Genomic DNA, 22085 nt, shown 5'->3' with positions numbered 1-22085 from the left:
ATTAAACTAACCCCCCTGCGCTTATGAAGATTACGGACCACCAGAATACCAAAATTGTCGCCACCGTCGGCCCGGCCTGTAGTTCCTACGACGGGTTGAAGGGACTGATCGAGGCGGGGGTGGACGTATTCCGCTTGAACTTCAGCCACGGCTCGCACGACGTACACGGGGAGACGATCCAGCACATTCTTGCGCTCAATAAGGAGCTCAATACGCACGTCAGTATTCTGGCCGACCTACAAGGCCCGAAACTCCGCGTCGGTAAAATGGAAAACGAGGGCTTGCCCGTGGAGGAAGGGCAGATCGTAACTTTTACCAACACTAAGTGCGTCGGTAACGCCGAGCGCATCTACATGAGTTACCCCGAATTCGCCCGTGACGTAGCCGTCGGTGAAAGGGTATTGGTGGACGACGGTACGCTCGTGTTTGAAGTAGTCGAGACGAACGGCACGGACACCGTAAAACTAAAAACGCTCTTCGGTGGTATCTTGAAGTCCAACAAGGGCGTCAACCTGCCCAACACGAAGATCAGTCTTCCCAGTCTCACCGAGAAGGACCTGAAGGACCTCAAGTACATCCTCACCCAGCCCGTGAACTGGATCGCGCTGAGCTTCGTACGGCAAGCTAAGGACCTCAAGGATCTCCGCGCCCGCATCGACGCCGAGGGCCACCCGGCCAAGATCATTTCCAAGATCGAAAAGCCCGAGGCCATCGAGAACCTCGATAAGATCATCAAGCATTCCAACGCCATCATGGTCGCGCGCGGTGACCTCGGTATCGAGATGCCCATGGAGCGCCTGCCGATCATCCAAAAGGAAATCATCCGCAAGTGCATTCAACGGGCACGCCCGGTGATCGTTGCTACGCAAATGATGGACTCCATGATTAATAACCCCGGCCCGACGCGCGCCGAGGTGACGGACGTAGCCAACGCCGTGCTCGACGGAACGGATGCGGTGATGCTTTCCGGTGAAACGTCCGTCGGCCGCCACCCGGCCCTCGTCGTCAAGGCCATGAACGCCATCATTCACGAAGCGGAGCAGATCTACGAGATCGGCATGAAGCGTCCGAAATCAAATAATAAATCCGGTACGTTCGTCAGCGACGTTGTCTGCTCCGCCGCCGCCTGGGCCGCGCAGAACGTCGGTGCCCGTGGCATCGTCGGGATGACCCGCACGGGGTACACGGCCTTCAAACTATCCAGCTTCCGCCCCAACAGCAAAATATACGTGTTTAGTGATTCGGACCACATGCTCAATACCCTAGGGCTTTGCTGGGGCGTGCGGTGCTTCCGCTACGACAAGTTCACGAGCACGGACGAAACGGTGTCGGACGTAACGCAGATCCTCAAGGACGCGGGCCACGTCAACGTAGGTGACATGCTCGTCAACACCGGCTCCATGCCCCTTAACCGGCGGCGGCGCACGAACATGATGAAGATCACGATCGTCGATTAATGCTGCACCACCCGGTCCCGCGCCGCCACCCAGAAACCCCGCCCCGTACGCAACGAGGCGGGGTTTTGTACGTTTAATGCATGGTCAGTCCAAAAATACCGGACGCCCCTACCCTACCCGGCTCCCCCAGAACACCCCTTCATGCGTCTTTCCCTACTTCTCCTTTTCGGTCTGCTTTCCCTATCCGCAGTGGCGCAGGAAACGTTGACCGTCGCGCAAGTCCAACGACAACGCGCGTTCATTGAAGCGAAACAACAGGCGCTGCTGGGTAAGACCGATGATGCCATCGCCGCTTTCGAGGAACTAGTTGATGCGGAAGGTGGGGATGACGCAATACAGTTCGAGCTGGGTCGCCTTTACCGCGCAAAAGAACAGCCTAACGCAGCCATCGAACACGTGCAGAAGGCGTACGCCGCCAGAAATAATGACATTTACGCCGTGTTTCTGGCTACCCTCTACCAGGAGGCTGGTCGGCACGGGGAGGGCGCGGCGCTGTACGGAAAGTTGCGCAAAGCGGACCCCACCAACGAAGCGCTGTACTTCGAAGAAGCCGCCTTCCTGGTCAGGGCGCAAGACATTAAGGGAGCCATCGGGGTGTACAACGAGCTGGAGGAGCGGACCGGCGTGAACGCAGAACTGGCCCGGCTCAAGCATTCTCTTTACCTGGGCTCCGGCGACGCTAAGCGGGCGGAGAAAGAGCTAGTGGCGCTGGTCGAGGCGCAACCCTACCTGACGGAACACCGGCACTTGCTCGCGGGCTTTTACACCGCACAGAATGATAAAAAGAGCGCGGAGAAGGTCTACGAGGAAATTCTTCGGCGGGAACCTTCGGACGTACGCGCGCAACTGGCCCTGCAGAACACTGCATCTTCGGCCAGCCCGGGTGGTGAAAGCGACGACGAGTTGATGGCCCTCCTCGGCCGCGCGGACGTGGGCATTGACCTCAAGATTGGCAAATTACTCCCTTTGGTGCAGCAGATTGCGCGGTCGCTGGTGCCGGGGGAAGTGGGTAGGGCCGTGAGCCTGGCCACGGAGCTCCGCCGCGTCCACCCCGACGAGCCGAAGGCAACTGCCCTGCTCGGTGATATTTACTTCCAAACCGACCAACTTAACGAAGCGGCTGACGCTTACATCGCCACCCTGGCCCTCGACGACAATGTTTACCCCGTTTGGGAGCAGCTGCTCGGAACGCTCTACTTGGCCAACCGGTCCGTCGACCTACGAAAATATGCGGAAGAAGCGCTCGATCTCTACCCCAATCGGCCGGCCGTTTACGTACACTACGCGATCGGTGAAGCCATGCGGGCGGATTTTGCCGAGGCGAACGCGTTGCTGGATCAGGCCAAGTTAATGGTGTCTTCCCAGGCGGAAGCTACACGGTCGCTGGATGAGCTTTCCCGGGCGTTTCTGGCGCTGGCGGGCACGAGTTCGACTGACGCCATTAACAAGAACGTTTTACCCGGGGGACCAACTGGGCCAGTAGCTTTACTAATCGATAACGGTAAAAACCTCTCCGAGCTTAAAAAATACGACTCCCCTAGTAACACCAACGCCCTTTACTTAGAATTGCTGGGCGATCAGCTATCCGCAGCGGGGGATAGCGACGCAGCGACGAGGGCTTACGGACGGGCGAAAGCGGCTGGGAGCACTTCTAAAGAGCTTGCCCGCAAGGCAAGTAAAATCGGAAGCTGAGCGAACGGACGCTGCTCTTCCCGGTTTCTCCCTGCATCTATCCCGATAGCTATCGGGGCGCTCCTTCCTGTCCATAAATTTCTGACTCCATGCGTAATTTACTTTTCCTGATGGCCTTTCTCACGCTCGTCACCAGTGGCTGCGGCGCGCGCAAGGGTGCGGGCAAGACCGGTGGCGCGGGCACTGCGAGCAAGGCGAAAGCCAGCCAGGTCATTAAGGCCATGGAGCAGAATGCTTTCACCACTCAGTATATGGAGGGCAGCGCCAGGATCAAGCTCGCAAGCGAAAAACTCAATATCAGCGGTACGGCTACCATCCGGTTGGAGCGCGACAAGGCCATCTGGATGAGCGTCAAGAAGTTCGGCCTCGAAGGCGCGCGGGCGCTCATTCGCCCGGATTCATTTTTTGTGTACAACCGCCTCAATGGCGATTACACGGCCGAGCCCCTGAGCTACATTACGGAGAAGTACAAAGTGCCCGCCCGCTTTGACTTGCTGCAGGAAATTGTACTCGGTAACGCCGTGTTTTTCACCCGTAACCTCGACCTGAAAACCGTTGATGGGTATTACGAACTGCGCGGAGCCGACACGCGCTACGTCACGGACTACGTCGTCGCGGCCGGTAATTATCAATTACAGCGCATGAGCCTGGCCGAAAAAGGAACGGACCGCCGCGTGAGCATTACCAATGCTGACTTTAAAGCCGTGCCCAGAGGAAAAGGCGCTTTTGCGTACGAGCGCAAAGTAATGGTTGACTCCGAAGATTCGGGCGAGGCGTCCGTAGAATTAGACTTCAATCGGATAGAACTGGGTGGCCCGTTTGCGATGCCTTTCCGCCAGCGTTAGTAAATTTTATTGTTCGCACTGGATACCTAACACGTTGACGCTACACGAAACCTTAGGCCCGTAGTAGCCCCAGGTCCCGGAGGGGCTTACCTTGGTGTAAATCAAAGATTAGTCCTTGCCTTCTTCGTAGTAATCTTCCTTGTCGACGACCGTTACCTTTTTTCCGCTCTTCAGATTACGTAGCTCCGAATAGGGCCCGGCCACGATTTTATCGTTGGCGGCTAGTCCGCTCGTTACTTCAATGACAGAACTGTTCTGGAGGCCCGTAGACACGATCACTTTCTGCAGCGTATCGCCGCGTACCAGGAAGACTACCTCATCCAAATCGTCAATTGACACTACGTCGGCGTCCTCCGTTTCTTTCTGCCGGGTAGTAACCGCTTCCACCGGTACCGTGACAACCCCGTTGGCGGCCTTGGTGGAGATGTCTACCCCGGCGGACATGCCCGGACGGAAGGGATAGACATTGCCCTCCCGGACCAGGTCGGCGTAACTCTCCGGCTCAATGCTGATTCTTACTTCAAAGTTGGTGACCTGATCGGAGTTGAGGACTTTGTCGGACAGCCCGGCGGTGGTACTCGAATTAGCAATCTGGGTCACAACGCCTTTGAACTTACGCTTCAGGTAAGCATCCACTTCCACTTCGGCGATGTTACCGATTTTGACGGAGGGCACGTCGTTTTCACTCACCTCCACGCGTACCTCCATGGCGTTCAGGTTAGCGATACGCATCAGTTCCGTACCCGTCATCTGGATCGTACCGACCACCCGTTCTCCTTCTTCAACGTTGAGGAGACTTACGACACCGCTCATGGGTGCGTAGATTGTGGTACGACGCAGGGCGGTACGTAGTTCGTCCAGCGTAGCCTGGGCGGATTCAACGCCGTACTGCGCCGCGCGGGCGCTTTCTTCGGCCGCTTTGATGTTGCTCTCGGCGGCACGGAGGTTAGCTTCCAAGCCACGCAGGTTAGCGGAACTTGCTTCCAGTTCCGCCTGGCTGACGGCTCCGTCAGCGGTGAGGCCCTTGTTGCGCTTGTAGATTTCCTGGGCGTTAGCCAACTGGGCTTCGATCTGGGCTTTCTGGGCTTCTTGGCTATTAATTTGCGCGCGCGCATTAGATACTTGCGCTTTGTTACTGTTCACGCCGGCGACCCCACGGGCTACCTGGCTCTGAAAAGCATCGGCGTCGATTTTGGCAAGCAGCTGACCGGCTTGCACACTATCCCCCTCCTCCACGTAGAGCTCGACGACTTCGCCGGAAACGTCGGAGGAGATCTTCACCTCCGTCTGGGGAAATATCTTTCCACTGGCGGAAACTAGCTCCTGAATATCCCGGCTTTTGGCTTCCGAGACGTAGACGCGCGTGCCCTCGGTGTCGTTATTGCCGAAAATAACGGCGGCAATAACGCCAATGATAACGAGGAGGAAAACGCCGATTACAATTTTACGTGCCATGGTGGAAGGGGTAGATAGTAGATATTAAGGGAGGAAAGAGTGAATTGCCGTTAACTGGCTAATCAAGCGTAAGACCGCGGCCGAGGTAAAATTCGATGACCTGACGGTTGAAGATCAACTGGAACTTCGAGCGCGTCAATTCCGTGCGGGCCTGATCGAGCCGGTTGGTGGCCGTCACGACGTCGAGGCTATTCGTCGCGCCGGCGCGGAAGAGCCGGTCGGTATTCTCGAATGCAGCTTCGGAGGCTTCAAAACTCACCTCACTTGCCCGGTAAGACTGACGGGCGGCACGCAGATCGGCCAGCGCCAACTGTACGTCGTTGCGCAGTTGGTTACGGGCTTGTTCGATGTCCAGCCCCGCGTTGAGGCGCTGCACTTCGGCGAGCTGAACGTTTAATTTGTTGGTACCCCGGTTGTATATTGGTACGTTCAGCACCGCGCCGACGGACTGACCGAAGTTGCGGTCGAGCTGATCTACGTAACTGAGGTTGGGGAAGATCAACCCCGACTGACTGAACTGGGCGATCGTTCCGGGCTCGCCGTTGATGACAACGGGCAGATCTGGCCCTTGTACAACCTCCAGGTTACTGTCGTCCGGATTCTGAAAATCTTTGGAGACGCTGGAGTAATTCGTATTCAAATTACCGAACAGCGAGACCGTTGGCCGCATTCCGCCCTTTGCTAAATCCAGCTCCATCTCCGCTGACTTCTGGCGTAACTCCGCCGCGCGGATAGTTGGCTGCGTATTTCTAGCGGATGTCATTACTTCCTGCAGATCATATTCTTGAAACAGTTGTTCTTCCGTCGGATTAAGCTCCGGCGTGGCGATGTCAAAGTCATCGTCTGGGTCCAGCTCCAGAAGAATTTGTAGCGATAGTTTACCCAGCACGACCTGGTTTTCTAATTCAACAATGGTACGCTGATTAGCGGCGACCTGGGCGACTAGGTCAAAACGTTGAGCCGACGCCACCGCACCGGCGTTGATGAGTTTTTCCGTGTTGGACAATTGGTTCTCCACCAAATCTAACTGAGCGCGGGCGTTGGACAACTGTTCTTGTACCAACACGATCGTCAGGTAGCTATTGGCGACCTGGAGGCCGATGTTGTTGCGGGTAACGAGGGCGTCCGTCTTCGCCGCGGCTAAGTCCAATTCCGCCTGTACGAGGCCATTTTTGATACGGCCACCGTTGTAGAGCAGGACGTTACCCTGAAGTCGGTAGTTCTGGAAGCCGATCGTTTGCTGGAGGAAGGTGTTCGTGGTCGGGTCGATGGTCCGGCCGAGTTGTAAGCCCACGTTCGTAGAGCCGTCAAGTGTCGGTAATCGGGCATTTTTTGCCTGCCGCCGCTGTAGCTCAACGATCTCAGTAGTGTTGTCGAGGCGGCGAACTTGCAGGTTGTTGTCGAACGCGTAGTCGACGGCGCGCTCCAGCGTCCAGGGGCCGGAGGCATCCTGCGCGGACAGGCCCGTACAGGACAAAAGAGCAAAGGCTAAGAAGGTTGAGAAGCGCATAGTGGGTCGGATGTAGGATACAAAGCTAAGCCGAAGGTTGGCGGGAGAAAATTATATCTATGAAAGGTGGCTATTTTTAGACGGAACGCCCCCCACCGTCTGCGTTCGGTAGCACCGTAGGCACCCGCGGGCGACAAAACACGGCGCAACGTCAGGCATCACCCGACTGAAGCCAGCCCCGCCGCCGGAACCAAAACAGCATGACGACGACAATCGTGACCATGACCCCCAGCAAGATAAAATAGCCCCGCCGCGCGTGCAGTTCCGGAATGTACTCGAAATTCATCCCATAGATACCCGCCAGGAAACTGAGCGGCATGAAGATGGTGGAGACAATCGTTAGCGTCTGCACCACCGAGTTGGTCCGGAAGCTGATCTCGCTCACGTAAAGGTCGTAAAGACCATTCGTCACGTCGCGGTACGTTTCGATGAGGTCGTTGACCTGGATGACGTGGTCTTTAAGGTCCCGCACGAAAAGCTGCGTGTCCTCGGTAATTAGTTTGTGGTCGGAATCGCCGAAGCTGCCGACCATTTCCCGGAGCGGGCTGATACTTTTGCGCATCGTGAGTAGCGATAGTTTAAGGTCGTGGATCTTCCCCTTCGTTTTCACCTCCGGCCGTTTCAGGATGCCGTCCTCGAGGGCGTCCAGCGTTTCTTCGATTTTGTCGAGCACGTTGAAGTAGCGGTCGGTTACGTTATCCACCAGGGCGTAGGCGAGGTAATCGGCGCTGCGGCTGCGGATGCGCCCGGATTTAGTTTCCAAGCGTTTACGGACGGAGGCGAAAAGATCGCCGGCGTCCTCCTGAAAGGTCAAAACGGTATTTTCGTAGAGGTAGATCGAAACTTGCTCTACGCTCAGTTGCCGTTTCTCTTCGTCGAAGGCGAATGCTTTTAGTTGGAACAGCACGCCGTCCTTATAGGCTTCCATTTTTGGGCGGGCCAGAACGTCAACGATGTCTTCGAGCGCCAGGGGGTGGATGTCGTAACGCTTACCGAGGGTCTCAATGAGTTCGACGTCGTGCAGGCCGCGCACGTCGTACCAGGTGGTGCCGAACGTTTCGTGCACATCGGGGATGGCGTCTTCCGCCATCTGGTGTTCGAACCGGTCCTGCGCGGGGCCATATTGCGTAAGGTGGACGTGGGTTTGGTCCATTTCCTTGCGGCCGGTGTAGACCATCGTCCCCGGGGGCGCACCGGATTTAGCGCGTTTGAAACCGATTTTTTCGGCCTGGCTGCGGAGGAGGTTGGTAGTACGCATGTGTGGTTGGGGTGGTTTTGCGGCGTAATGTAGGGCGCGGCCCCGATAGTTATCGGGGGGGTGCAAGGAACGTTGGCGAGATAAAGCCAGCGCTCATCCGTCATTATGCTTGTCTTTCTCGCTTTAGAATCGGCGCGATCCACCTTGCTCCATCCGCAGCTACCCGGCACTCCCGATAGCTATCGGGACCGCGCCAAAAAGCTACTACCTCGCGCCCAATTTTTGCCGGACCGCTGTTCCTGGCTTACGTACGCTAACTTAGCCCCACCAAGTCACTGCCCCCATGCTCCGTACGTTACCGCTACTTTTCGTCGTGTTCTGCCTGAGCATGGTTTATGGTTCCCCCTTAGCCGCGCAGGATTATGGTGAGTACGGCGAGTACAAAGTCGACTGGGGCGGGTATTTATTCGGCGTGAAGGGCGGCCCCGGCCTGGGTAATCAGGACTGGACGGGCATCGAGACGGAATTCGTGACCGGCTTTCACGGGGCCTTATTTCTGGAATCCATCCCCACCGGCGGCCGCTTTAGTTTTTACGGGCAACTCGGCTACCACACGCGCGGCAGTAAAATTAGCCGCCAGCGAGCGTTCACCTTTTCGGGCAACCGGGTGACACTTCCGGCGGACGACTTTCGGTTTCAAAACATCTCCCTGGGCGTCGGGGCCAAATCGGTGGTGGCCCGCACCGGCTTCACCGACCTTTACTACCTGCTCGGCGTGCGCGTGGAATACAGCGTGAGTAACAACCTGGGGGAGTACGACCAGTTGGCGAACACTTTCGGTAATTCTTTTCGCTCGAATTACCCCTTTGATAGCCCGAACTTCATCAACGAAATCACCTACGGCGCTACGTTTGGCGGCGGCGCTCTTTTCCCGGTGTCCGACAAGGTGGCCGGGTTCATCGAACTCACGGCCCACCCCGACCTCAACTTCCAGTACAACCAGGCGCCAATCGACAACGTCATCGACCCCTTCGGCGGCGGCACGCGCACGATCGGCGAGCGTATGATCCGCAACTTTACCATCGAGTTGTCCGTCGGCATCCGTTTCCTCCGCAAATGGGATTACCTTGATTAAGCGACTGCTCATCGACGCCTACCAGGGCGCGGCCAGCCTCCTCTACCCCACCCTGTGTCTGAACTGTCAGACGACCATACGGCCGGCCGCCGAGCCGCCCCTCTGCCTGCACTGCTTCTCAAACCTGAGCTTTACCAACTACTGGAACTTGCCCGAAAACGACCTGACCGATCGCTTCGCCGGCCGCGTGCCCCTCGTGACGGCCGTCGCGCTGTTGGACTACGGCCACGGCTCCGTTTGCCAAGAATTAATCCACGCGTTGAAGTACCACAACCGGCCCAACGTCGGCGAGCAACTGGGGAAGATGCTGGGCGAGCACCTGAGCAACCACGCGTTTTTATCCGACCTCGACGCCATCGTGCCCGTGCCCATCCACCGCAAACGACTACGCAAACGCGGTTACAATCAGGCGCTGCACATCGCGCGCGGGCTGGCCGCGAAAATGGACCTACCCGTCCGCGAACACGGCCTTATCCGTACGGACTTCAAGGGTTCGCAGACCACGCTCGGTAGTCTCGACCGGCTGAAAAATGTGGCGGACTTGTTTGCCGTCGGCAAGCACGATTTCACCGGCCAGCACGTGCTGTTGGTGGATGACGTGGTCACCACCGGCGCTACGCTGGATTACTGCGCGCAACCGCTTTTGGAAAAATTCCCCGGCCTGCGCATTAGCATTGCCACGCTGGCCGCGGCGCAGTTATGAAAGCAGTTTGGGGATAGGGGAACACAAAACGCACAAAAAGAAAAATACAAGCACGGTAAGGCGGAACTACGACGGGTACTACTAACTTCTCTTTTGTGCTTTTCTACTTCCTTTTGTGCTTTGTGTGTTCAAAACGCGACCCGACTTCGCGGATAATGAGATTAGGCGCTCACCGTTATTGAATAATAACGCGTTTGCATACCTTTGCGCATGGAATCCAACCAAAGCTACCCCGCGAAGTTTGCCGAGCCAGGGCTCACTTTTGACGACGTCCTCCTCCTGCCCGCCTACAGTGAAGTGCTTCCCCGCGAAGTCAGCCTCTCTTCCCAACTCACGCGCGGTCTTCGCCTCAACGCCCCCATCGTCTCCGCCGCCATGGACACCGTCACCGACGGTCGCCTCGCCATCGCCATCGCCCGCCAGGGGGGTATCGGCATCGTCCACAAGAACATGACGATCGCCCAGCAGGCCGGGGAGATTCGGATGGTGAAGCGGTCCGAATCCGGCATGATCGTCGACCCGGTGACGCTAAAGGCGGATGCCCTCGTCGGTGACGCCCGCGCGCTCATGCAGAAGCACCGGATCGGCGGTATCCCCATCATCAATGACCAGAATATACTCGTAGGCATCCTAACCAACCGGGATCTCCGTTTCGAGAAAGACGTCGACCGGGAAATTCGTCAGATCATGACGACGGAAAACCTCATCACGGCCCCCGTCGGCACTACGCTCGACCAGGCAAAAGACATCTTGCAGAGACACAAGATTGAGAAACTGCCCGTCGTCAGTGACCACGGTAAGTTGGAAGGTTTGATTACGTACAAGGACATCATCAAGGTCCAAGATTACCCTAACGCCTGTAAAGATTCCTACGGCCGCCTCGTCGTCGGTGGCGCGATCGGCGTGACGGCGGATATGCTCGAACGCGTCCAGGCACTCGTCAACGTCAACGTGGACGTGATCACCATCGACACCGCGCACGGCCACAGCCGGGGCGTGCTCGAAGCGGTGCGGCGGACGAAAGATGCTTTCCCCGATTTACAGATTATCGGTGGAAACGTCGCCACGGGCGCGGGGGCCAAGGCACTCGCCGACGCGGGCGCGGACGGTGTTAAAGTCGGTGTTGGCCCGGGGTCGATCTGTACGACGCGAATCGTGGCGGGCGTCGGCGTCCCCCAATTATCGGCGATCCTCAACGCGACCGAGGCACTGCGGGGCACGGGCGTTCCGGTCATCGGCGACGGTGGTATCCGGTATTCCGGCGACATCGTCAAGGCGCTGGCGGCGGGTGCTTCGACCATCATGGCGGGCAGTCTTTTCGCCGGGGTGGACGAGAGCCCGGGCGAAACGATTCTGTACGACGGGCGGAAATTCAAGGTGTACCGGGGCATGGGGTCGCTCGGTGCGATGAACCAGGGCAGTAAAGATCGCTACTTTCAGGACGTGGAGGACGACGTCAAAAAGCTCGTCCCCGAAGGCATCGAGGGTCGGATTCCCTACAAGGGGAGTTTGGCGGAGGTCGTCAATCAGTACCTCGGTGGGTTACGGGCCGGCATGGGATACTGTGGTGCGGCGACGATCGAGGAATTGGCCAAGGCCCAATTTACGCGTATTTCCGGGGCGGGCATGGCGGAGTCGCACCCGCACAACATTACGATTACCAAGGAAGCGCCAAATTATTCGCGGCGGTAGGTTGTTACGGGGAGAGTTACGGTACAAGAACCAGAACCGGGTTTAGCCTTTGCTGGATTTCACTTTCTTTTCAAAGCAGCTAAGGGAGTGGGCGCGGTCGCGGGTGCATGGTTGTTTAGTAGAAGCGCGGAGAGATGAACACCATCGCGAACACCTCACTTCACGCGTGTGTCACTGCTTTAGGCTGCTTCGGCAGCAGACCAATTAGATTAGATTGCGAATTTGACTGAGCATACTTGCCGCGCGAGTAGACTGACCTACGGGCAATGAGTAGACTTTGCCAATTCTCCCTGCTCCCCTCCGTCCCTGGCCCGGCACCTGCGTCCACGCCACCTGACACAACTAATGCGAAAAACGGTGATATTGACGGCGATTGTACCGGCGCACGAAAACAGCTACTAGGTGGTGCAGAAAGGAAGTACTTTTGCCGCCCCCAATAAACTGCGCTACTATGAAATACCTTTCTGCACTACTCTTCCTTCCCCTCCTTTTAATGATGGGTTGTGGTGGCGACGAAAATGACTGTGGTGGCGAAGTCCCCACGCTGGAAGAAGCGATTGCTGAAAGAAATACGGATAATCTTCCCGTACAAACTTTCGATGTCCCGAATAGCGACATTTCCTTTCAGTACATCATCGTAGCACCCGGCGATGCTCAGCGGCCTTCGCTTGCTGACAGTGTTACGGTGAACTACAGGGGCTCACTGACGGACCTGACCCAAGTATTTGATGAGACGAACCCCAGCGGTGACGAGCCGGACTCTTTCGGTCTTGGCGGTCTCATTCCCGGTTGGCAACTTGGCATCCCGCTGATCGGAGAAGGCGGCGAGATCATTCTGTTTCTTCCTTCCGAACTCGCTTACGGGGCCCGGGGCGTCCCTGAATCCATCATCTGCCCCGGTGCGGACCTCGTTTTTGACATCGAACTCGTAGGAATAATTAACTGATCCGCCAGCTAGAACACCACGAAGTGAAGACCGCCGCGCGGCGGCACCAACTCGAAATTCTGTGCGCGGACTTTTGCGACCCACGTAACGTAGGCTCCGCCTTCCGGTTAGCTGACGCGGTCGGTGCGTCGCTCGTGCTGTGTGGCGTGAGCCCGGTGCCGCCCAACAATAAAATCAACAAGACGGCGCGCTCCACGGTCCGGTCCGTTGCTTTCAAATACGAACCGTCGGCCGTGGATTACTTACTGGAACGACGGCGAGCGGGGGATTTTCTGCTCGCATTGGAACTGACGGACGAAAGTGTTTCTTTGATCGATTATAACTTGCCCGCAAGCGTGCGGCGGGGCGAACGAAAAACCATCCTGATCCCCGGTAGCGAGGCAAGCGGCGTTGCACAGGAACTACTCGACTTGGTCGACGCCTCCGTTCACTTGCCAATGTACGGGCAGAACAGCTCGCTTAACGTGGCGGTGGCGCTGGGTACGGCGGCTTATCTAGTAGTCGGGCAGCTCGGCAACGAGAACAACCATTCCGCTGGGTAATGAGGTTTTTAACGGAGCTAAAGCCGATTTAAGCCGCCAAACGGGCGATACTTCCCGACAATTCGCTACGACTTATACAGCTCAAAGATCGCATTGATCTCGTGGTCATTCCTCAGGTCCGGGTACCACTCCAGTAACATATCCTGGTCTTCCCGGTAACTGGCCAGGGCTTCATTCAGGTACTCCAAAGCTTGGGACCGCTTGTTGGCGACCAGGCAGACGGCGACCATGCCGTAGAGGAGATTAGCATCTTCGTACTCCTTCAACTTCGACTGCATCAGGTCCAGGCCTTCTCCTTCCCGGCCGTTGTCGACCAGGAAAATAGCGAATGACACGATGGCGTCGCTGTAGCGGGCGTCGGCGGCGATGGCTTTTTGGTAGGCGATCTCGGCGGGCTCCGCTTCGTTCTGGGCGGAAAGACACAGCCCGAGCCCGAGAAAACATTCGGCGGTGTGGCCGGGTAGCTCGACGGCGCGGCCGTAATTGTGGGCCGCCATGCCCCATTTCCCTTCGGCGGCGAAGCACTCACCGAGGTGTTGGAAGCAGTCATACATCTGGGGGTCCGCTTCGGCGGCGCGGAAGTAGGCCTCCTTGGCCAGGTCGAAGTGATCCAGCATCTGGTAAGAGCGGCCTACGCGCATGTAGGTTTCGTAGGTCGTCTCGGCACCGGGCAGTTCGAAGTAAGCTTGGTAAGCGGCCAGGGCTGCTTCGTGGCGGTTGAGGTCGAAGAGCTTATCGGCGTAATCCAGTTCGTAGCGGGCCTCTTTCTGGTTGAGGGAGCGGGCGTTGGCGAAGGCATCCATGGCCTTGAAATCGTTGCCGTAGTCATCGTACCACATTCCGAGATAGTACCAAACGAGGTGGTTGAAGGGGTTTTTGTCGAGGACGTTGCGTAGCTTCTCCCCGAGGCCACCCCGTAGGTGGTCGAACTCTCCGGCGTTGAGGGCTTCGTCGAGGGCGGGCTCCTGGTTGGGGTCGAGTTTGATGGCCTTGAGTAACGCGTGCCAGCTACCCGTTACGTCACCTTCCTGCAGTAGTACCAGCCCCTGAAAGAAAAACAGGAGGCTTTTCTTTTTCCTCCCTTCCACGCGGGCGTAGAGAACATCCAGCAGTTCTTTAGCTTCGGTCGTTTTCCCGAAATGCACATAAATTTCCAGGCGTAGCATCTGACATTCCTCGTCGTTGGGTGCGTAAATGGCCAGCTTTTCCAGGGCGGCGAAAGCCTCGCGTTCCTGCAGGTTAATCTTGTGAATCAGCGCTTTCCATTTGTAGAATTCCGGCGTGTAAGCGTGTTGCTCGATGGCCAGGTCGGCCGCGTGGAGGGTGAGGTCGAAATCATCCCGGTCGAAGTAGTAGCCGAGTAGGTCTTCAAATTGCTCCTGGGACAGGAAAGGCGTCTTTTGCTGACTGAGTTGCTCTTCGAAGTTAGCAACCAGTTGCTTCAGGGCCAGATCGCGCTGTTCGTTTCTTTTGTTGCTCATATAATGTAGGAACCGCCACGGCTTGGGTTGCGGGAGAGTTCGCCCGGGCGGTTGGTTTAAACATACGAATTGAGCGGCAGAAAAGTTGCCCGCAAATAAAATAGTTTGTTGGTTTATGTTTGAAAAACATCTTTCGAGATATTTGTACCTTCCTGCTTTATAGCCTACGAACTACCTTCCATTTGGGAGTAATAAGTTGGGGCGGCGGCATAACTCGCCGGCTAATTTTACGTTACGGTCGCGTTAAGCCGCCGGCTCACCAAAATTTACCGGCCACCACCGTCGTCTCCGCGCGGCACCACCAGAACATCACGATCTCCATGACACACGCACTCCTTCCCCGTACCCTTGCTTTCCTCTGTCTTACTTTTCTGACCGGGCAGTTATTTTCTCAGGATGCTTACACCGTGCGAGCGGGGGTTTTCCGCGACGTGCGGTCCGCCGACTTTGCCGAGATTGGAAATTTGGGCTACCTGTATAACCTGGAGGTGTCACCCAACGAGTCAGAAGTGTACGTCGGTCAGTTCACCGACCAGGCGAAAGCCGTCGCCATTGCGGACCAACTCAACGAGCTCGGTTTCCGCAACGCACGCGTGCTCAACTTACCGGAGGGCGCCGGGCAGACGCAGACGTTCATTCAATTTGCTTTCCAGGCCGCGAATAAGCCGACACCCTGGAAGAAGTACGAGCCCATCGGTTCGCTGCACGTCCAGTCACTCGACGGTAATCTCAAAATCCTGACCGGCCCCTACGATAACGCCGCGGAAGCGAAAGCGAATCTGGCCGTTGTCAAGAAAGCGGGCTACGGCGATGCCTTCATCAAGCAAGTTTCGTCGTTGCGGGCCATCCCGGTAGAAGCCTTTGAGACGGGTCTGAAAAAGCCATTTATTTCCATCCCCGCGGGCGAGCCGGCACGAACGAGTGGTTCAGCGTCAACTAACACCCCCGGTGATTCTCAAAACACCGTTACCCCAACTGCTGCCGGTACGCCTACTAAGCTAACGGGTACGGCAGCCACCCTCGGTGAGGCTAGCCCAAGTACTTACACCAAAGTCCCCACGGCTCCCTCCCCAACCTCCATTGCACCCGCGACCGCGCCCACCCCCGTCGTAAGCACGGCGCAAAAAACAACTAGCACCCTCGTTGCTTCCACCACCCTCCCGGCGGCTGCCGCAGGCGCGGAGCTACCCAAGCTCGACGGCGCCACCAAGCGCCACAGCGTGGCCGAATTGCAGGAAACGCTGAAGCTAAAGGGTTACTATACCGGAGCCATCGACGGCCTTTACGGGCCGGGCACCACGGCGGCGTACACCAAGGCGTGGAACGAACTCCCCGAGATTCGGAAATATCGATTACTCTCCAGCGCGGCCTTCGCACCGGCGGACGCACAGCGCAATGCCGTAAGCCAGTGGCCGGAAGTATCCGTCATGTTGACCATTGTGGAAGACCTTGCCGCCGGCAACACTAACGTCGAACGCGCGCGCCTCCTGGCACAACAACGTGCGCCACTTTTTGCCGCCACGGAGAAACTCAAGGATGCCCCAAGAAACGCCACGACTAAGTGGGCGGAAACAGTCTGGGCTAATTTGAACGACTGGGCGACGGAAGATCCGCTCCACGCGCAAATCGTTACCGCCTACCGAGTGAGTTACCACCAAAGTCAGGCCCGGTTGGAGCAACATTACGCCAACAAAGGACTTGGCAACATCGAGGCGCGCGACCTGGCCATCGCCATGATGGAAAACCTTAACGGCGCCCAACTCGACCGGTTTCTTTAGCTGATAATACAGAGCGGCGGATTCGCTACTCCCCCTCCATCGCCATCTTCTGGTCATCACCATCTTCGCGCTCGGCAATCACCTTCTCGTACAATAAGTCCTTTAGTTCGGTGATCCCTTCGCCGGTGATGGAAGAGATATAGAGGTGTTGCAAATCGGTCGGTATCTCTTCCTTACGCAACTGTTTTAGCTCTTCGTCGACCATGTCCGCCCGCGTCAAAGCGAGGATGCGGGGCTTATCGATAAGCTCGGGGTTGTACTGCCGGAGCTCGTTGAGCAGAATTTGGTACTGGCCACGGATGTCGTCGGCGTCAGCGGGGATGCAGAAGAGTAGCGTCGCGTTGCGCTCGATGTGGCGCAAGAAGCGGTGCCCCAGGCCTTTCCCCTCGTGGGCACCTTCGATGATGCCGGGAATGTCGGCCATGGCGAACGACTTTCCGTCACGGTACTGGACCATGCCGATGTTGGGCACCAACGTCGTGAATTCGTAATTGGCGATCTCCGGCTTAGCCGCAGACATGACGGAGAGCAGGGTCGACTTGCCCACGTTGGGTAAGCCCACCAGCCCCACGTCGGCCAGTAATTTGAGTTCGAGGATACGCCAGACCTCCTCCCCTTCTTCGCCCGGTTGGGCGTAGCGGGGTGTCTGGTGGGTAGAGGATTTAAAGAACGTATTACCCTTCCCGCCCCGGCCGCCGGGGACGATGACCGTTTCCTGGTCGTGCTCCGCAATTTCGAAAAGGACGTCGCCCGTATCCGGGTTGCGCACTAAGGTACCAACCGGGACTTCCAGAATGATGTCGTCGGCGTCCGCTCCGTACTGATTGTTCTCCCGGCCACCACCGCCGTGGGCGGCCTTGGTGTGCTTGCGGTACTTGAAGCCGAGGAGGGTCCAGAGGTTACGATTTCCCTTGAGGATAATGTCGCCACCCCGGCCACCGTCACCACCGTCGGGGCCACCCTTCAGGATGCCCTTCGCGCGGTAGAAGTGAGCGGACCCGGCCCCGCCGTCGCCGGAGCGGAGATAAATTTTTACGTAGTCGACGAAGTTCCCGTTTGCCATGACAGAATTTTACCCGCCGTGGGCGGGTTGCTGTTAGTTAAATTGCACTGCCTCCCCCGGCATAAGCCCGAGTGATAGTGACTGACTGAACGCGCCCGCGGCCACAATGCTCTGTTTCTACTTGAGTTTCGGTGAAACAATGGCGCTCACCGAGGCGCCTACTTCATCAATTGAAGCCATTCCGTTCACTTTGTGCGCCAGGCCGAGCTTATTGTAATACTCGTAAACGGGCGTCGTGTAGGCCAAAAAGTTCTTGAAGCGGGTGCGGATGGTTTCTTCCATTAGGTCGTCGGCGCGGCCACTTGTCGCGCCGCGGCCGAGAATGCGTTTTACTACTTCGCCTTCGTCGATTTCCAGCAGGATGAGGGCGTCAATTTGCGTTCCCATTTCCTCCATCAATTCGTTGAGGGCGACTGCCTGCGGGTCCGTACGGGGAAAGCCATCGAAGATAAACCCCTTGACGCCCGGGTTTTGCTCCACGCGTTTGCGCAACATTGCGACCGTCACTTCGTCCGGCACGAGATCCCCTTTGTCCATGTAGCTACGGGCTTCCTGGCCCAGCGGCGTGTTGTTACTCAGTTCGTAGCGAAACATGTCGCCGGTGCTGATGTGCACGAAGCCGTGCTTGGCTAGTAGTTTGGCGGCCTGGGTGCCTTTTCCGGAGCCTGGGGGGCCGAAGAGAATTAAGTTGTACATAGCGGTGGAGTCGGTTAAACGCAAATATAGCAACCCGTGGGCCGCTGAGGGATTCTGCTTAACGTAATTATTAAACTTACTTAAATGGTGTCCGTCCAGACGGTGGTGGAAGATGGTCCATCTCCGACCAGACTGCGGTGGATTCGCTTGTCGCGAGGGAAATGTTCGGCGATACTTACTGGCTTGAGTAGTGCTCCTTCGCTTCGGCAAGAGTTGCTTAGATGTTTTCCAGCAAATGCCTCAGACTGTGGTAGATGGGAAGCTCGTCGTCCAGGACGGAGCGAATTTCCCGCCATTCAGCCCGCTCAATGCCCTCGGCGGCTTCGGGCCGCAGCTCCAGTTGGTTGCTTTCCATACGGTACCAGTAGGTGGGTTTGAGCACGCGCGCTCCTTTCTTCTTGCGGTAGGTATGGTACGTCGTGGGTAATTGCTCACCCAGGCTTACTTCCTTTAACCCCGTCTCTTCTTGTACTTCCCGCAGGGCCGCGGTCGGGGCGTCTTCGCCGGGGTCGAGCTTGCCCTTCGGGAGGTCCCAAAAACCGCGCCGGTAGATAAACAGGACTTTAGCGCTGTTTTGACGGTTCACTATTCCGCCGGCGGCGGCGATCCATTCGAAATGACCTTTAAAGTCTTTCCAGAGCACTTCCAGGTCGTCGTGCACGATGTCTACCGACTTTACCTTGGGGCTTCCCTTCTCCAGCATGTCCACGTAATTAAGTAACGAGTGGGCCTTGCCGCCGTAGCGAGCGGTGAGGTGAGTACTCGGGGTCTCGACTAAGTCGGGGCTGGTGCTGGGGGTGGAACCGGAGAGCAAGCGAATCGGGCGGTCGTTGACGTAGATTACGTACATTTGCGGGCTATTTGTGTATTTGCTGGTGCGACGAGAACGCTTCATCACGCCCCATGATACTGACTTTCATTCGTTTCTTAGCCACTTACGCCACTAAATGACCACTGCAAAAACCATCGCTCGCCGCCTGCTGGAAGCGGAAGCCGTAAAACTTCGACCGGAAAATCCTTTTACCTGGGCCAGTGGCTTGCGCTCCCCCATCTACTGTGATAACCGGGTACTGCTTTCCTACCCCACCATCCGATGTGAGGTGCTCGACGGCTTCGTCGAATTAGCCAAGCGGTTCGAAAACGTCGAAGGCGTCGCGGGTGTGGCTACCGCCGGCATCCCCCACGGGGCGCTGCTGGCCGACCGCCTCGGCCTACCGTTCATCTACGTGCGGTCGAGCGCGAAAGAACACGGCCGCCGGAACCAGATCGAAGGCCGGCTCGAAAACGGCAAACGCTACCTCGTCGTCGAAGACCTCATTTCCACCGGTGGCTCCTCGTTAAAAGCCATCGAAGCCCTCCGCGCCGCGGGCGGCAAGGTTGCCGGCGCCGTGGCCATTTTTACCTACGAGTTTCCCGCCGCCGCCCGGGCTTTCGAGCAATCGGAAGTTCTTCTGGCGACCATGAGTGGTTACGGTGCTTTGCTGGAAGTAGCCGTCGATCAGGGCCACATTTCCAGTGAAGCGGCGACTACCCTAGCTGCTTGGCGACAGGACCCACGCACCTGGAGCGAAACTTTTACGCGCAGCGGGTCTTAGTAGCGAGTGGTGGACTTTTGCACAGTTAGTCCGCTCCTTCCCAAATCCGCTCGCACCCGCGGCCACGCCTTAAACTTTATACACCATACCATATGCCGATTATCAACCAACAATCAGAAGCCTTTCTTCACAAGTACCTCAATAACGCTTCCCCAACCGGGTTCGAAGCCCCCGGGCAGCAATTGTGGTTGGAGTACGTCCGCCCCTTCGTCGACGAGGTCGGCCTGGATAACTACGGAACGGCGTACGGCGTGATCAACCCCGGCAAAGACTACCGCGTCGTGATCGAAGGCCACGCCGACGAGATCAGTTGGTTCGTGCACCACATTAGCGACAATGGCTTCATCAACGTGATTCGTAACGGCGGTAGCGACCACATGATCGCCCCTTCGAAACGCGTCAATATCCACGGCGACAAGGGCATGGTGCGGGGCGTCTTCGGCTGGCCAGCTATCCACACGCGGCGGGGAGACGACGCTAAACTGCAGACCAAAATCGATAATATCTTTATCGACGTGGGTGCGAAGGATAAGGACGAGGTTCTGGAAATGGGCATCCACGTCGGTACCGTCATCACCTACCCCGACGAGCTCGAAATCCTTAACGACCGCTACTACTGTGGCCGCGCGCTCGACAACCGCATGGGGGGCTTCTGCATCGCGGAGGTCGCGCGAATGATCAAGGAGAACAACATCGAGCTTCCCTACTCCCTGTACGTGGTGAACTCCGTGCAGGAAGAAATCGGCCTGCGGGGCGCGCAGATGATCGCCCACAAGATCAAGCCGCACGTCGCCATCATTACCGACGTGACGCACGACACCGGCACCCCTCTGCTGAGCAAAAAGAAACTCGGCGACGTCAAGGCCGGCCACGGTCCGAGCGTAACCTACGCCCCCGCCGTTCACAACAAATTGCTGAAACTGATCATCGATACCGCCGCCGAGAAAGAGATCGACATTCAACGCGAGGCCAGCAGCCGGGCGACGGGCACCGACACGGACGCCTTCGCTTACTCCAACGAGGGCGTGCCCTCGGCGCTGATTTCCCTGCCGTTGCGCTACATGCACACGACGGTGGAAATGGCCGCAAAGGATGACGTGGAAGGGGTGATTAAACTGATCTACGAGACGCTGCTGAAGATTGAAGACGGGATGAGTTGGAAGTATTTTGAGGTGTAGCCTTCTTATACTGCAAACGGTAGATTAGAACATCGTTTTGGGTGATCCGGTAATAGCTCCATGAAGAAGCGTTACTGGATTCCTGGTGCCGTGGTCGTGGTTTTGGCGATCACTTATTTTACGGGCCCCAAATTGCCGGAGCCAGTGTACGATACGGCGCTGCCGCGGGTGCCGGGTAATTTGGCGGAAATAGCACAGTTGGTGAGTGAGCGCGAAGCGGGCCAACCCATCCGGGAAGGAAACAACGCCCACGTTCGTTTTCATGATTCCGTGCCCTCCAAAACCGAATACGCAGTAATCTACCTACATGGTTTCGGGGGCAGTTTCGGCGACGCTTACCCCGCTAACTACCACCTGGCGGACGGCCTCGAAGCGAACATCTACGTAGCCCGTTGGGGTGCTCACGGACTAGAGCCCCCACACTCCATGGTGGGCTTCACCGCCGAGTCGGCCTGGGCGGAAGCGAAGGAGGCACTGACGATCGGCAAAGCGATCGGCGAGAAAGTAGTCATCCTCAGCACCTCTACCGGCGGAACGCTGGCCCTGAAGTTAGCGGCAGAGTTTCCGCAAGACGTACACGCGCTGGTCAACTTCTCCCCGAACGTCAAGGACGACATGCCCGGGGCCTGGTTACTCGGTACCCCGTGGGGGGCGGAGATCGCCGCGCTGGTGGGGATGACCGACGGGTTGCGCGAAGTAAGCTACGAGGAGCCCGGTGCTAACCAGTACTTCGATACGCTCTTTACCACGACTGCCTTAGTCCATTTACAAACCCTAGTGGCTTCGACCATGACCGAAGCTACCTTCCAAAAAATCACCTGCCCCGTACTCACGCTCTACTATTACGAAGACCGCCTCAACGAGGACGAGCGCGTCGAAGTGGACGTTTATCCGAAAATGCACGCCACCTTCGCTACGGCAAAAGCAGAGAACGTACTGAAAGCACTGCCTACCCCAAAGACGCATTTTTTGGGCTCGGAAATTATGTCGGGGGATACGGAGACTCCGGTTCGGGAGGCGCTTCGCTTTCTGCGGGGGTTGGAGTGAGGCGGTAGGCGTAGAGGCGGTAGGCGGTAGGCAAACGTAAAACAGCGAGGGTTAGCATCGCTTGTTCGCTGA

At 57.3% G+C, this 22085-nt stretch carries 19 protein-coding genes; 12 read left to right on the top strand and 7 right to left on the bottom strand.

The window, feature by feature from the left end; translation table 11 throughout:
* Positions 1-23 precede the first annotated feature (23 nt).
* The 3 genes from pyk (at position 24) to GGR27_RS13585 (ending at position 3994) form a co-directional block, all read left to right on the top strand.
* A complete protein-coding gene (gene pyk / locus GGR27_RS13595; protein WP_168038195.1) occupies positions 24-1457 on the top strand; it encodes a pyruvate kinase in 1434 nt (477 codons plus the stop codon).
* Between the two features lie 141 nt (positions 1458-1598).
* Positions 1599-3149, top strand: a complete 1551-nt coding sequence (locus tag GGR27_RS13590) for a tetratricopeptide repeat protein (RefSeq protein ID WP_168038193.1) — start codon at positions 1599-1601, stop codon at positions 3147-3149.
* A gap of 89 nt (positions 3150-3238) precedes the next feature.
* On the top strand, positions 3239-3994 hold the full coding sequence (locus GGR27_RS13585) for a DUF4292 domain-containing protein (RefSeq protein WP_168038191.1): 756 nt from the start codon (positions 3239-3241) through the stop codon (positions 3992-3994).
* Between the two features lie 108 nt (positions 3995-4102).
* Here GGR27_RS13585 and GGR27_RS13580 read toward each other — a convergent pair whose 3' ends face one another.
* The 3 genes from GGR27_RS13580 to corA form a co-directional block, all read right to left on the bottom strand.
* A complete protein-coding gene (locus GGR27_RS13580) occupies positions 4103-5449 on the bottom strand; it encodes an HlyD family secretion protein (RefSeq protein WP_168038189.1) in 1347 nt (448 codons plus the stop codon).
* Between the two features lie 58 nt (positions 5450-5507).
* Positions 5508-6959: a TolC family protein gene (locus tag GGR27_RS13575; RefSeq protein ID WP_168038187.1), complete on the bottom strand. Its 1452-nt coding sequence runs from the start codon at positions 6957-6959 to the stop codon at positions 5508-5510.
* A 151-nt stretch (positions 6960-7110) separates the two neighbouring features.
* A complete protein-coding gene (corA, locus tag GGR27_RS13570; RefSeq protein ID WP_168038185.1) occupies positions 7111-8217 on the bottom strand; it encodes a magnesium/cobalt transporter CorA in 1107 nt (368 codons plus the stop codon).
* A 283-nt stretch (positions 8218-8500) separates the two neighbouring features.
* Here corA and GGR27_RS13565 point away from each other — a divergent pair, with 283 nt between their 5' ends.
* From GGR27_RS13565 to GGR27_RS13545, 5 genes are all read left to right on the top strand, one after another.
* On the top strand, positions 8501-9292 hold the full coding sequence (locus tag GGR27_RS13565) for a porin family protein (protein ID WP_168038183.1): 792 nt from the start codon (positions 8501-8503) through the stop codon (positions 9290-9292).
* Positions 9285-9995 carry a ComF family protein gene (locus tag GGR27_RS13560; protein ID WP_168038181.1) on the top strand — a complete coding sequence of 237 codons (711 nt, stop codon included), beginning with the start codon at positions 9285-9287 and terminating at the stop codon, positions 9993-9995. The genes GGR27_RS13565 and GGR27_RS13560 overlap by 8 nt, the downstream gene beginning before the upstream one ends.
* 210 nt (positions 9996-10205) lie before the next feature.
* Positions 10206-11687 (top strand): IMP dehydrogenase, encoded by a 1482-nt coding sequence (gene guaB / locus GGR27_RS13555; protein WP_168038179.1) that lies wholly within the window; start codon positions 10206-10208, stop codon positions 11685-11687.
* Positions 11688-12138: 451 nt separating this feature from the next.
* Positions 12139-12633 carry an FKBP-type peptidyl-prolyl cis-trans isomerase gene (locus GGR27_RS13550; protein WP_168038177.1) on the top strand — a complete coding sequence of 165 codons (495 nt, stop codon included), beginning with the start codon at positions 12139-12141 and terminating at the stop codon, positions 12631-12633.
* A 23-nt stretch (positions 12634-12656) separates the two neighbouring features.
* The gene (locus GGR27_RS13545) at positions 12657-13175 is read left to right on the top strand and encodes an RNA methyltransferase (protein WP_168038175.1); all 519 of its coding nucleotides are present in this window, start codon (positions 12657-12659) and stop codon (positions 13173-13175) included.
* A gap of 65 nt (positions 13176-13240) precedes the next feature.
* Here GGR27_RS13545 and GGR27_RS13540 read toward each other — a convergent pair whose 3' ends face one another.
* Positions 13241-14656, bottom strand: coding sequence for a tetratricopeptide repeat protein (locus GGR27_RS13540; protein ID WP_168038173.1), 1416 nt, complete (start codon positions 14654-14656; stop codon positions 13241-13243).
* A gap of 320 nt (positions 14657-14976) precedes the next feature.
* Between GGR27_RS13540 and GGR27_RS13535 the strand changes: the two genes are divergently transcribed.
* Positions 14977-16434, top strand: coding sequence for a peptidoglycan-binding domain-containing protein (locus GGR27_RS13535; protein ID WP_168038171.1), 1458 nt, complete (start codon positions 14977-14979; stop codon positions 16432-16434).
* 25 nt (positions 16435-16459) lie between these two features.
* On the opposite strand, the gene obgE is transcribed toward GGR27_RS13535, so the two are convergent.
* The 3 genes from obgE to GGR27_RS13520 form a co-directional block, all read right to left on the bottom strand.
* Positions 16460-17497, bottom strand: coding sequence for a GTPase ObgE (obgE, locus tag GGR27_RS13530; RefSeq protein ID WP_168038169.1), 1038 nt, complete (start codon positions 17495-17497; stop codon positions 16460-16462).
* A 117-nt stretch (positions 17498-17614) separates the two neighbouring features.
* The gene (locus tag GGR27_RS13525; protein ID WP_168038167.1) at positions 17615-18193 is read right to left on the bottom strand and encodes an adenylate kinase; all 579 of its coding nucleotides are present in this window, start codon (positions 18191-18193) and stop codon (positions 17615-17617) included.
* 217 nt (positions 18194-18410) lie between these two features.
* A complete protein-coding gene (locus tag GGR27_RS13520) occupies positions 18411-19043 on the bottom strand; it encodes an NUDIX hydrolase (RefSeq protein WP_168038165.1) in 633 nt (210 codons plus the stop codon).
* Between the two features lie 97 nt (positions 19044-19140).
* Between GGR27_RS13520 and pyrE the strand changes: the two genes are divergently transcribed.
* The 3 genes from pyrE to GGR27_RS13505 all read left to right on the top strand — a co-directional run bounded on the left by pyrE (position 19141) and on the right by GGR27_RS13505 (position 22013).
* A complete protein-coding gene (gene pyrE / locus GGR27_RS13515; protein WP_168038163.1) occupies positions 19141-19788 on the top strand; it encodes an orotate phosphoribosyltransferase in 648 nt (215 codons plus the stop codon).
* Between the two features lie 92 nt (positions 19789-19880).
* Positions 19881-20966 (top strand): M42 family metallopeptidase, encoded by a 1086-nt coding sequence (locus GGR27_RS13510; protein ID WP_168038161.1) that lies wholly within the window; start codon positions 19881-19883, stop codon positions 20964-20966.
* Between the two features lie 60 nt (positions 20967-21026).
* Positions 21027-22013: an alpha/beta hydrolase gene (locus GGR27_RS13505; RefSeq protein WP_168038159.1), complete on the top strand. Its 987-nt coding sequence runs from the start codon at positions 21027-21029 to the stop codon at positions 22011-22013.
* Positions 22014-22085: the final 72 nt, after the last annotated feature.

Source organism: Neolewinella antarctica, assembly GCF_011927835.1.
Taxonomy (GTDB): Bacteria; Bacteroidota; Bacteroidia; order Chitinophagales; family Saprospiraceae; genus Neolewinella; species Neolewinella antarctica.
The sequence above is the reverse complement of the archived record's forward strand: the minus strand, read 5'-3'. Positions and strand labels throughout refer to the sequence as shown.

Excerpts from the sequence above, each read along its gene's own strand:
- GGR27_RS13540 (WP_168038173.1), bottom strand. The coding sequence starts at position 14,656 with ATGAGCAACAAAAGAAACGAACAGCGCGATCTGGCCCTGAAGCAACTG.
- obgE (WP_168038169.1), bottom strand. The coding sequence starts at position 17,497 with ATGGCAAACGGGAACTTCGTCGACTACGTAAAAATTTATCTCCGCTCC.
- GGR27_RS13575 (WP_168038187.1), bottom strand. The coding sequence starts at position 6,959 with ATGCGCTTCTCAACCTTCTTAGCCTTTGCTCTTTTGTCCTGTACGGGC.
- pyrE (WP_168038163.1), top strand. The coding sequence starts at position 19,141 with ATGACCACTGCAAAAACCATCGCTCGCCGCCTGCTGGAAGCGGAAGCC.
- GGR27_RS13550 (WP_168038177.1), top strand. The coding sequence starts at position 12,139 with ATGAAATACCTTTCTGCACTACTCTTCCTTCCCCTCCTTTTAATGATG.
- GGR27_RS13505 (WP_168038159.1), top strand. The coding sequence starts at position 21,027 with ATGAAGAAGCGTTACTGGATTCCTGGTGCCGTGGTCGTGGTTTTGGCG.
- GGR27_RS13510 (WP_168038161.1), top strand. The coding sequence starts at position 19,881 with ATGCCGATTATCAACCAACAATCAGAAGCCTTTCTTCACAAGTACCTC.
- GGR27_RS13580 (WP_168038189.1), bottom strand. The coding sequence starts at position 5,449 with ATGGCACGTAAAATTGTAATCGGCGTTTTCCTCCTCGTTATCATTGGC.
- guaB (WP_168038179.1), top strand. The coding sequence starts at position 10,206 with ATGGAATCCAACCAAAGCTACCCCGCGAAGTTTGCCGAGCCAGGGCTC.
- GGR27_RS13520 (WP_168038165.1), bottom strand. The coding sequence starts at position 19,043 with ATGTACGTAATCTACGTCAACGACCGCCCGATTCGCTTGCTCTCCGGT.
- GGR27_RS13590 (WP_168038193.1), top strand. The coding sequence starts at position 1,599 with ATGCGTCTTTCCCTACTTCTCCTTTTCGGTCTGCTTTCCCTATCCGCA.
- GGR27_RS13535 (WP_168038171.1), top strand. The coding sequence starts at position 14,977 with ATGACACACGCACTCCTTCCCCGTACCCTTGCTTTCCTCTGTCTTACT.
- GGR27_RS13565 (WP_168038183.1), top strand. The coding sequence starts at position 8,501 with ATGCTCCGTACGTTACCGCTACTTTTCGTCGTGTTCTGCCTGAGCATG.
- pyk (WP_168038195.1), top strand. The coding sequence starts at position 24 with ATGAAGATTACGGACCACCAGAATACCAAAATTGTCGCCACCGTCGGC.
- GGR27_RS13525 (WP_168038167.1), bottom strand. The coding sequence starts at position 18,193 with ATGTACAACTTAATTCTCTTCGGCCCCCCAGGCTCCGGAAAAGGCACC.
- GGR27_RS13585 (WP_168038191.1), top strand. The coding sequence starts at position 3,239 with ATGCGTAATTTACTTTTCCTGATGGCCTTTCTCACGCTCGTCACCAGT.
- corA (WP_168038185.1), bottom strand. The coding sequence starts at position 8,217 with ATGCGTACTACCAACCTCCTCCGCAGCCAGGCCGAAAAAATCGGTTTC.